Consider the following 11,424-nt stretch of genomic DNA (forward strand, 5'->3'; position numbering starts at 1 on the left):
TAATAGTTTTAAGGACAGTATGTGGCTTGTGATATCGGAATGCTACCGGTGCAAGGATTAGTAGATATATTTGCTCCTAATTGAATAAGTCCTAAATTTACACGTAAAAATTCTATTAATAAACTTTTTAATGTTTCATAAGAGGGAGAAGTTAAAGTGTATGTTGCATTTAAGTAAGTATATACTTCGGAAATTGTAACATTCCATGCGGTATTGAATAATGAAGAGGCTTGAGCTGGTATTGTATATGGTATTGTAACACAAAGAGAATTTGTAAATTCAATATTCATACCGACATGTCCTCTTCTGACACTCATCCCTAAACCTGATATATTAACTACTGATGCATTACCGACTGTTACAAAATTATAAGAACCACATAAAGTGTTTCTTTGTTGGGCATTTTCATCTTCGCCCCAAGAATCATTAATAAAATCGTTTAAAAAATTTTCAAAACTATCAACTTCACCATTACATAGAGCTTCAAGTGCCTGTTCGGCAAAAAGAAAAACTCCTTTGATATCGCTGTTTTCTAAACCTGTAATGGGGTCTAATTCTTCATATAATGTCAAAGCAAAAGTACCTAGATAATTATTTAAGTCATCTTTAACATCTTGCGGTAAATTGTCATAGCATTGCTTTTGATTGGGAGAGCCGTCGCTACCATCGGATAGTTGATCTGTAAAATCTCTTATTATTTGTTTTTTAGTTATTTGCTCTGGTGTTAAAGCTGTAGGAGAGGTGTTTAGAGTTCCTGAACCATTGCTTCCTATAGTTCCTGTTATACCTGAACCGGAATTTTCTCCGTTATCGTTGTTTGAGCTGCTTCCTGAACCGGAATCCGTTGAGTCTCCGCCACTACCTTCTACATATACAAGAGTACAACTGGTGCCTTGGTATATCCAACCTTCTTCCCACAAAGGGCCGCCTGTTAAATCTCCTTCATGATACTCAACCTGTCCCCAAACATAAACATCTGTGCATGAATATTCATAATGAGGTGCTTCTGTCTTACCATTCAGATTTGTGTAGACTGAAGTGTCCAGGTCTATTAAAAAGTATCTTTCGTTTAACTGTTCTATTTGTTCTAAAGACATGTTCTTCATCAAACTGATATCTATTCCGTAGTCGACTAATATAGCTTGTGTATTGCTTCCTTCAAGTTTTATTACCAAATTTTCAGAAATATAATTTTGATTGCTCCTTATAACGGGAAAGGTGTACGTTTGAGAAATTCCGTCATCAATAAAAATGGCATAATCGGTATCTATAGTAAAGTTATAAATGGAATCATAGATTATTTTTCCGTTAGCAGATTCACCTTTTTGTGCTATTTTAGAAAGTTTTTGAACCAGTTCAGTATTTTTAAAGGCTTCTTTTTCAGGTATTTTTTGAACTCTTAATTCGTCTAAATGAGACTCTTGTACGCTGTTTGTTGCTTCATTTTCCCGTTCACAATTTGCAAATGTAAATAACAGAAAAAGAGTAAGTAACACAAAACATACCTCTCTTAAAAGGAGTGTGTTTTTTTTAAAGAGAATTTTTTTCATGGTCTTAAAGTTATAAAATTTTTCTGATTGCAAAAATTAAGATTTATATTTGTAGGGCATATTCATTTTTAAATAAAATGCACCTAAAAACTAATATTTATGGAAATAGGGTTTAAGATTAAAAAGTTGAGAGAACAAAAAAGATTATCTCAGCCTGAGTTAGCAGAAAGATTAGGCATTGCGCAAACTACGTTAAGCAATATAGAAAACGGGCAAACTCAAAAAATTGATTTTTCTTTGATGGATAAAGTTTGTAAAGAGTTTGATGTTGACTTTAGTTATTTTACTGAAGGAAAGCAAATAAATAAAGTGAAAAAAATTGATGGAAGTATTAATAATCACGGGGTGATAAATCTTTTTCCTGAGGAGATATTAGATCAGATTAAACAGATAATAGAAGAAAGTAAAACTAAAGATATTATAATTAAAGAATTAGAAGCAAAGTTAAAAGAAAAAAAATGACCTGTATTCTAAACATAGAAACAGCTACTAAGAACTGTTCGGTTTCTTTGGCAAAAGACGGAAAAACAATCGGGATAAAAGAAATCGCGACAGAGCAGTTCTCTCATGCCGAAAAATTACATGTTTTTATTGAAGAGCTTTTAAAAGAAACACAACTGACATTTAAAGATCTGGATGCAGTAGCCATAAGCAAAGGCCCGGGGTCTTATACCGGTTTACGGATTGGGGTTTCAACCGCTAAAGGCTTGTGTTATGCTTTAGACTTGCCGCTTATTTCAGTTGATACTTTAGAGATACTGGCAAATGCTCTTACAGTGACATCCGGAGTAATTGTACCTATGATAGATGCCAGACGAATGGAGGTGTTCTCTGCCGTTTTTAATACAGGAAAAAGAAAGATCAGAGATACTCAGGCCGAAATTATTGATGTGGATTCGTATCGGGAAATCTCAGAAGATATTCATTTGATAGGAGATGGAGCTCAAAAATTACAGGAAACATTAACAGCTTCTAAATTTATATACCATCCTGAAATAGTTTATCCATCAACCCAAGAAATGAGCTTTTTGTCTTTTGAGAAATACAAAATAAGCGACTTTGAAGATGTCGCTTATTTTGAACCGTATTATTTAAAAGATTTTGTTTTAAATAAGTAAAAGTTTAGTTTTTCTTGATCTCAACCTGATGAGGATACGGGATTTCAATTCCGGCAGCATCAAGAGCCAGTTTTGTGTTTTCCATAACATCAAAATAAACAGTCCAGTAGTCGGTCGTATTACACCAAGGTCTAACGGCAAAGTTTACGGAGCTATCAGCCAGTTCTAATACATTAACGGTTGGTTTAGGGTCTTTTAGAACAAGCGGATGTGCGGTTAAAACGTTCATTAGGACTTCTTTTGTGTCTTTGATATTAGCGTCATAGCTTACTCCGAAGATCAAATCCACTCTTCGGGTGCCCTCGGTATTGTAATTTATAATATTTCCGTTTGACAGAACTCCGTTAGGAATAATAATCTCTTTATTCGATAAACCGATAAGTTTAGTGGTAAAGATCTCGATTTCTTTTACAACTCCGGTTTCACCTTGAGCTTCAATCAAATCCCCTATTTTAAAAGGTTTAAAAATCATAATCAGAACACCGCCGGCGAAATTGCCTAATGAGCCTTGTAATGCCATACCGACAGCTAAACCTGCAGAAGCTAATATAGCGGCAAATGAAGTGGTTTCAACGCCTAATTTTGCTAATATGGCTAAGATCAATAGTATTTTTAGAAGCCAGCTTAGTAAATCGAGTAAGAACTTTTGAAGGCTTTCTTCTAATTCTCGTTTTTGCATGAGCTTTCTGCTGCCAGCAATTAGTTTTTTTATAATCCAGTTTCCTACAAACCATATCAGAAAAGCACCAAGTAACCTAAGTCCGTACTCTGTACCTAATTCAATGATCCTAGTTAGCCATTTTTCAATTTCCATAGATAAAATATTTATTAATTATAATGAATAGTTTCGGTGAAATTACATAGTTGTACTACAAATGTAAATTTTATATTTGCGTTAACCCAATTAGACTTATCGATTTTAATTATAGAATGTTCTTATTGATAGAACAGATATATCGGATTAGTTTGGACGGATGTTTTTTGTTGAAAAAACCTTGTTGTCACTTTAAAAAGTTAAAAAAAATAACGTAATCCATTATTTGAACATGTCGAATGTGATAAAGATACTTATTTTTGATCTAAAAAAACAGCGTGTTTTTTAGATTGTCTTAAAATTGATAACGTTAAATTAACATGGAAAAGAAAAAGTTAAAAGAATTTTGCAGAAAATAAAAATACTTAAATGGAACAAGTTTATATTGTAATGCTCGTTGCATTAGCCATCTTAGCAATTATTGATCTGATGGTGGGAGTGGCTAATGATGCAGTTAATTTTTTAAACTCAGGTATAGGTTCTAAAGCGGTCTCTTTTAAAACGTTGATGATCGTAGCTAGTATAGGGGTCGCATTAGGGGCGTTATTCTCAAGTGGAATGATGGAAATTGCCCGAAGTGGAATTTTTGTTCCGTCCATGTTCACGTTTGAAGATGTTATGATTATATTTTTAGCCGTAATGATTACCGATGTTTTATTGCTAGACATCTTTAATTCATTAGGCTTTCCGACTTCAACCACAGTTTCAGTAGTTTTTGAATTGTTAGGAGGTGCCGTTTGTTTGGCTATTTATAAGATAGTAACACAAGATGGTGATATAAATACATTGGCTTCTTATATTAATACGGCAAAAGCTTCCGAAATTGTTTCCAGTATTTTACTTTCAGTAATTATATCTTTTACAGTCGGAGCTATAGTAATGTACATTTCTCGTATTGTATTCTCATTTCATTATGAGAGAAGAATTAAGTATTTCGGTGCTATTTTCGGAGGGATAGGGATTACGGCAATTACCTATTTCATATTGTTTAAAGGGATTAAGAGTTCTTCTTTCATGACAGCTGAGCTGAAGGATATGATGAAGGCAAATCAAGTTTATATTATATTGGGGAATTTTGTTTTTTGGGCTATTTTTTCCCAAATCGTTATTACTCTTAAACAAAATATTTTTAAGATCATCATTATCATAGGAACATTTGCATTGGCTTTAGCGTTTGCAGGAAATGATTTGGTGAATTTTATAGGTGTGCCGATTGCAGCTTTGCAATCGCATGATATTTTTGTAGCAAACGGAAGAGATGCCAATATGTTGATGGGGGCTTTAGCTTCTAATGAGATAAGAGCTAATTTTTGGTTACTGTTGTTTGGTGGAGGAATCATGGTATACACTTTGTGGACCTCGAAAAAAGCCAGAGAGGTAATTAAAACCGGAGTGGATTTATCGCGCCAAAGTGAAGGTTCGGAAAAATTCGATGCGAATAATTTATCCAGAATTATTGTTAGAGGAAGTATTTATGTAGGTCAAATGCTAAACTATGTAATGCCTAAAGCATTGGAAATTAAAATTGACAGACAGTTTGAAGCTAAAAAATACGAAAAGAAAGAGGAAAAACCGGCATTTGATATGGTTAGAGCAGCTGTAAACCTTATGGTTGCCAGTATTTTAATTGCTGTTGGTACTTCTTTGAAATTGCCTTTATCAACAACCTATGTTACTTTTATGGTAGCGATGGGGACCTCTTTTGCTGACAGGGCTTGGGATAGGGAAAGTGCCGTATATAGAGTAGCTGGCGTTTTTAATGTTATCGGAGGATGGTTTGTAACAGCAATAGTAGCCTTTACAATGGCAGTAACAGTAGTGTTTTTATTAAAAGTAGGAAAAGTGTTTGCTTTCGTAGGTCTGATGATTTTAGTGGGGATTCTATTGTATAGAAGCGGTAGAAAGTATTTGCAGAGATCAAAAGAGCAAGAGGAAGAAGCTAAGCTTAAAAGAGAAGATATTGCCACTATAAAAGAAGTAATGTCAGAGAGTTCGGCTCAAATTGCACGTGTTATCAATAAAGCACAATTGTTGTATACTGATGTGGTCAATAATTTAGGACTTCAGGATCTGAATAAGTTAAAAGATAGTAAAAAGAAGCTAAAAAAACTGGAAAAAGATGTTGACGAACTAAAAGGAAATGTCTACTATTTTATTAAAAATCTAGATGAAACTTCTGTTGAAGGAAGTAAGTTTTATATACTTATCTTAGGGTACCTGCAAGACATGGTGCAATCAATAGGGTATATTACAAATAATAGTTACCAACATATCAATAACAATCACAAAAACCTTAAGTTTAACCAAATTAGGGATTTAAAATCAGTTGATGCTCAATTACATCATTTATTTGTGAGGTTGCAAAATAGTTTTGCTCATGAAAAGTTTGAAGCTCTTGCAATTGTATTGGAAGAAAAAGATGAATTGTTGAATACGATTTCTGAACTGATTCAAAAACAAATTACAAGAATCAGAACAACGGAAAACAGTCCTAAAAACAGTAAACTTTATTTTGGGCTGTTATTGGAAACAAATGATCTGATAAAGGCGACAATGAATCTTTTGGAATTGTTTCAGGAGTTTGATAAGCATGTGAAAACGAAGAATGGTAAAATGATAGTATAATAAAAAAGGGAAGCAAAGCTTCCCTTTTTTATATGTAGAAAATAGTATTCTTAAGCATTGTTAGCGATAACAACTAATTCATTATCATTAAGCATTTGCCTTAACATATTTTCAATTCCGTTTTTAAGAGTAAAAGTGGAAGAAGGACATCCGCTACAAGCCCCTTGAAGTATAACGTTAACTTGTTTGTTGTCTTCATTGTAAGATTCAAACATAATATTTCCGCCATCGCCTTGAACAGCCGGTTTAACGTATTCTTCTAAAATATTGATGATTTGCTGAGAAGTAGCATCTAAATTTTCAAAATAAGATTCCTGTTGCTTTTCATGATTTGCCGTTGCAGTGATTAAAGTTTCATCTACAGCAGCTTTACCGTTTTCCAAATACTCTTTGATAAACGTTCTGACTTCTAAAGTCAATTCGTCCCAGTCGGCAATTTCATATTTTGTAATAGAAATGTAGTTTTCGTCGATAAAGACCTCTTTGACAAACGGAAAATTGAATAATTCTTTGGCTAATGGAGCAGCTTTCGTTTCGTCGATGTTTTTGCATTCCACCATGGTTTTGGTGAGCAATTTGTTAGCGACAAATTTCATTACGGCAGGATTAGGAGTGGTTTCACCATAAACTGTAACCGGTACTTTTTTTGTCGTTTCGTCTATTTCAATAATTTTTCCGCCTTGCTCAATAAAATCTTCTATTTCCTTTGCTACAGCATCCTGTACATCTTCCCATTCAACAATTGAGAAACGTTCGATAGCTATAAAATTTCCTGAAATAAATACCGTTTTAACAAAAGGTAGATAAAAAAGTTTTTGAGCTAAAGGAGAGTTCTTTGTTTCGTCAATGTTCTTAAACTCAAAACTTTGATTACGAACAATGAAATCGTCAAATTCAAATTTAACAATTGAGGGGTTATTTGTGTTTTTTATCGTTAATTTATTCATTTTAACATCGTTTTCGCAAAAGTAATAAAGAAAATGATAGATGATTTTTTATATTTGTCCATTAACGACAAATTAACATTTATATAACCAGAAACACAACTACAAACTAACCATAACACATTATTATGAAAAAAAAATACTTTTTCTTTATCTTTTTATTATGCTTACTGAGTTCGTCGGTCGGATTTGGTCAGGCTGATTTGACCATTACAGTCACGGACGGCCAGGCTCAATATTATCCCGGCCAATTGTTGAATTACACGATTACGGTTCAAAATTTGGGTACAAATGATGCTGCAAATGTTGTTGTTCAAAATACGATACCTTCAGGAGCGATAAGTTTTAACTGGACGAGCAGTTTAGGAGCTTCAGGTAACAATGTTGCAATCAATGATGCGATAGGTACTTTGACTTCAGGTCAAACAGTAACTTATAATTTATCTGTTGAAGTGGCTTCTTCAGCTACAGGAGATTTTAGTAATGAAGCTTCTGTTACTAGCGATACAGCTGATCCAGATATGACAAATAATACAAGTACAGATACTGATCTACAGATGAATACTGCTGATGTGGTCGTGAATTGCTCTGATAATCAGATGTATTATACCGGAGGAGAATCATTGATATATAATGTGACAGTAACTAATTATGGACCTGGAGTAGCAACAAATGTTGTCGTTTCTAATCCTATTCCGGCTGGGATAACTTATTTTAGTTGGACAGGAAGTAACGGTTCGTATGGAATAAATGCTCCTTTGAATAACACAATTGCTTCTCTTGCGGTAGGGCAAACAATTACTTATGTAATCACACTTGAAGTACCTTTTAGTGTGTCGGGTGATTTTACAAATCAGGCTTCGGCTACTAGTTCGACTTTCGACCCTGATATGGCAAATAATACAAGTCAGGATACAGATATTAACAGTAATTCTTTTGTTGGGAATGTAGCGGTTAGTATAGTAGATAATACATCAACTTATGATCAGGGAGGGCAAATAACGTATACTGTTACAGTTGTGAATTATGGTCCTCAGATATCTTCAAACATAGATGTTTTGGTGCCAATGCCAACAGGAATAACATCTTTTTCATGGACAGGAAACGGAAATAGTGGTGTAAATGCAGATTTGGATGATGTAATAACCAGTCTTAGTCCTAATGAGACAGTTGTATATACTGTTGTTGTGGATGTGCCGTCAGGTTTTACAGGAGATTTGGTGTTGGATGCAAGTGCAAACAGTACTGTTATGTTTGATTCTGAAACGGCAAACAATTCTGCTCAGGATGTTAATGTGCAAGGAAATGTAGCAGATATTGTTGTTACAAATACAGATAATAATACGGTATATGTTCCGGGTACTACAAATACATACACTATTACAGTAACTAATAATGGTCCTGATGACGCAGTTAATGTGCAAATAGAAAATTTAATCCCGGCCGGAATTACTGGCTTTTCTTGGACTGGAACTAATGGTAGTACAGGAGCAGATGTGGATTTAGTAGATACAATACCTTATTTGCAAGTAGGGCAGTCAGTTGTTTATACTGTAGTATTGGATGTTCCTGTAACTTTTACAGGGGATTTAGTGAATTTAGTAACTATGACTAGTGATTCTTTTGATCCTGATACTACTTGTGTGAGTTGTGAAGACACTGATACAATGGTTACTTCGGGTAGTGATATTGTAATTACCAATACAAATAATCAAACGGAATATACGCCGGGAACTACCGTTGTTTATACTGTAACAGTAACTAATAATGGTCCTGATGCCACAACTAATGTAAATGTATTTAATGGTATACCAACCGGTATTACTAATTTTTCGTGGACTGGAAGTAATGGTTCTTCCGGAACTAATACGGATTTAGATGATGTCATCGCAGCATTGGCATCAGGTTCTACAGTTACCTATACAATTACTTTAGACATTCCTGTATCTTATACCGGAGATTTAACGAGTGAAACGACGATCTTGTCTATGGATACAGTAGATCCTAATCCGGGGTGTACAGATTGTATAGATACAGATGCGCCTGTGAATACAACAGGAGCAGATCTAGAGGTTCAATTGACAGATAATGCGACTACATATACGCCGGGTACTTACATAACATATACCCTAACAATAACGAATAATGGACCGGAAGATGCTGTAGATGTTAATGTTTTAGGAGGGCTGCCTTTGAATGTGACAGATATAACTTGGGTTGACCAAAATAGTGTAACAGGAATAGGAGCTTTAAATGAAACCATTCCATTGTTAGCAAATGGAGCAACTTTTACATATCAAATAACAATTTTTGTTCCGAGTGATTATGAAAGTAACGGAAACTTAATCAATAGTGTGTCCGTTTCTTCTTCAACAACTGATCCTGATCCGGATTGTACGGGTTGTGTAGATGCTGATATGCCAAATTCTTTAGCAGATATTGTTACCATAAAAACAAATAATCAATCCAATTATACAGTCGGAGAAGATGTGTCATACGTTATAAGTATAACCAATTACGGACCAAGTGATGCTTACAATGTAAATGTTACAGATAATCAACCTTCAAACACTCAGATGTTTTGGGTAAACAGTTTAGGAGGTACAGGAACAGGAAATATAAATTACCTCATTCCTTATTTAGGAGTTAATGAAATGGTGACATTTAATGTAACCTTATCGGTGCCGGAGAATTATAATCAAAATACAAACTTAACAAATACAGTTTCAGTAACAAGTCAAACAACCGATCCTAATCCTGGATGCTCTGCTTGTACGGATACGGATACACCAGCTCCGAAAACTATTTCTGTTCAGCAAGCAAATAATTCGAATACAGCTACAACTTATACTGTTGAGGAGCTGGTTAATGATGTGTTAATTCATTCAGCATGTGCTCAGGTTTATAATATCACAAGTTCTCCTATATGTGGGATAGGCTATTTCGATAGTAACAATGCTGATTTTGATTTTGCTTCCGGAGTTATTTTAAGAAATGGAAATGTTATAGCTTCACAAGGAGCCTATACTGGAACTACTATGTCTTCTACTTGTTCAGGAACTGGAGATGGTGATTTGCAAACGATTAGTGATAATAATGGTAATACTGGTTCAATAAATGATGTTACTTATATTCAATTTGATTTTACACCCTTAACAGATAATTTCTCTTTTAATTTTATTTTTGCATCTAATGAATACGGTCAGTATCAGTGTGGTTTTTCTGATGTTTTTGCTTTTATATTAACGGATTTAACCACTGGGGTTTCAACAAATTTAGCGGTAATCCCCGGAACAAATATACCGGTATCGGTTACAAATATAAGAGATACTGCTTATAATGGTTCTTGTCCTTCGTCAAATTCCCAATATTTTGATACGTATAATGTGGGGAATCCAAATTCAATCATGAATATGAGAGGATACACGATTCCGATGACAGCTTCAGCGACGGTTGTGCCGAATAACAACTATAGGATTAAATTAGCAATTGGTGATTATAATGATAACCTATTCGATTCTGCAGTGTTTTTGGAAGCCGGTAGTTTTAATGTAGGACTTGCAGATTTGTATTATTATGCTGGACTCGATACAACTACGGAAGATATGACTGTAGAGACTGGTTATGCTGCATGTTCGGGTACAATTAGGGAAATTAATACAGGTTTAGATCCTAATTATTATAATTTTGTTTGGTATCAAGATGGTGCGATTATAACTTCTGAAACCGGACCGAGTATTATGGTAAGTGAGCCGGGGCAATACTGTGTTGAAGCGAGTAATGTTTCCGGTGCCTCTTGTATACAAAGTGACTGTATTTTAGTAGAGTTTTTAGAAGGACCTGAAGTTAATCCTACTCCTGGGAATTATGTTGTTTGTGATGACGGTACAGGGACTTATACCTATAATTTTTTAGATCATTTAAGTGAAATTATAGGTACTCCTAATTATATGGATTATTATTTCAGTACATACTTCTATTTGTCTCAACAAGATGCAATAGACGATATTCAAATACCAGCAACTTATACTACTAATGTAAGCCCTTTAACGGTTTATGTTAAAGTTGAAGATTTTAACTTTTCATGTCCTTCATATACTAGTTTTGTTGCAGAGGTGCAAAATTGCGCCGTAATAACCGCAACACAGCCTTCTGATTTATATTTATGTGATTTAGACGGAGACGGAGTAGAGTCATTTGATTTAACGCAGCAAGACGCTACAGTATTAGGGTCGTATACACCTGCATCTGATTATACGATAACGTACCATACGACGCAGGCCGGAGCTGATGACGGAACTATAGATTTAGCGACACCTTTCAATGCCTATCTCAATACGAGTAATCCCCAGACGATTTACGTTCGATTAGAG

General features: G+C 34.5%; 7 protein-coding genes. 4 read left to right on the forward strand and 3 right to left on the reverse strand.

The genetic code is table 11. The features are described from left to right. Positions 1-8 precede the first annotated feature (8 nt). On the reverse strand, positions 9-1,550 hold the full coding sequence (locus tag NHF50_RS08920; RefSeq protein WP_252775901.1) for a hypothetical protein: 1,542 nt from the start codon (positions 1,548-1,550) through the stop codon (positions 9-11). A gap of 99 nt (positions 1,551-1,649) precedes the next feature. Between NHF50_RS08920 and NHF50_RS08925 the strand changes: the two genes are divergently transcribed. After that, positions 1,650-2,012: a helix-turn-helix domain-containing protein gene (locus NHF50_RS08925; RefSeq protein ID WP_252775902.1), complete on the forward strand. Its 363-nt coding sequence runs from the start codon at positions 1,650-1,652 to the stop codon at positions 2,010-2,012. Further along, on the forward strand, positions 2,009-2,668 hold the full coding sequence (gene tsaB / locus NHF50_RS08930; RefSeq protein ID WP_252775904.1) for a tRNA (adenosine(37)-N6)-threonylcarbamoyltransferase complex dimerization subunit type 1 TsaB: 660 nt from the start codon (positions 2,009-2,011) through the stop codon (positions 2,666-2,668). The genes NHF50_RS08925 and tsaB overlap by 4 nt, the downstream gene beginning before the upstream one ends. Positions 2,669-2,672: 4 nt before the next feature. Here the strand turns inward: tsaB and NHF50_RS08935 are convergent, their stop codons facing one another. Next, positions 2,673-3,482 (reverse strand): mechanosensitive ion channel family protein, encoded by an 810-nt coding sequence (locus NHF50_RS08935; RefSeq protein WP_252775906.1) that lies wholly within the window; start codon positions 3,480-3,482, stop codon positions 2,673-2,675. A 369-nt stretch (positions 3,483-3,851) separates the two neighbouring features. On the opposite strand from NHF50_RS08935, the gene NHF50_RS08940 reads away from it, so the two are divergent. After that, complete coding sequence (locus NHF50_RS08940) at positions 3,852-6,107, forward strand: 5-bromo-4-chloroindolyl phosphate hydrolysis family protein (RefSeq protein ID WP_252775908.1); 2,256 nt, start codon at positions 3,852-3,854, stop codon at positions 6,105-6,107. 50 nt (positions 6,108-6,157) lie between these two features. On the opposite strand, the gene NHF50_RS08945 is transcribed toward NHF50_RS08940, so the two are convergent. Then, on the reverse strand, positions 6,158-7,054 hold the full coding sequence (locus NHF50_RS08945; protein ID WP_252775910.1) for a NifU family protein: 897 nt from the start codon (positions 7,052-7,054) through the stop codon (positions 6,158-6,160). 125 nt (positions 7,055-7,179) lie between these two features. On the opposite strand from NHF50_RS08945, the gene NHF50_RS08950 reads away from it, so the two are divergent. Continuing rightward, positions 7,180-11,424 (forward strand): choice-of-anchor L domain-containing protein (locus tag NHF50_RS08950; protein WP_252775911.1); only part of this gene is annotated, 4,245 nt, incomplete at its 3' end.

It is taken from the genome of Flavobacterium sp. NRK F10 (assembly GCF_024054235.1).
Taxonomy (GTDB): Bacteria; Bacteroidota; Bacteroidia; order Flavobacteriales; family Flavobacteriaceae; genus Flavobacterium; species Flavobacterium sediminis.

What these genes read in the sequence shown, in the direction of transcription:
- NHF50_RS08920 (WP_252775901.1), bottom strand. Translation starts at nt 1,550, where the DNA reads ATGAAAAAAATTCTCTTTAAAAAAAACACACTCCTTTTAAGAGAGGTA.
- NHF50_RS08925 (WP_252775902.1), top strand. Translation starts at nt 1,650, where the DNA reads ATGGAAATAGGGTTTAAGATTAAAAAGTTGAGAGAACAAAAAAGATTA.
- tsaB (WP_252775904.1), top strand. Translation starts at nt 2,009, where the DNA reads ATGACCTGTATTCTAAACATAGAAACAGCTACTAAGAACTGTTCGGTT.
- NHF50_RS08935 (WP_252775906.1), bottom strand. Translation starts at nt 3,482, where the DNA reads ATGGAAATTGAAAAATGGCTAACTAGGATCATTGAATTAGGTACAGAG.
- NHF50_RS08940 (WP_252775908.1), top strand. Translation starts at nt 3,852, where the DNA reads ATGGAACAAGTTTATATTGTAATGCTCGTTGCATTAGCCATCTTAGCA.
- NHF50_RS08945 (WP_252775910.1), bottom strand. Translation starts at nt 7,054, where the DNA reads ATGAATAAATTAACGATAAAAAACACAAATAACCCCTCAATTGTTAAA.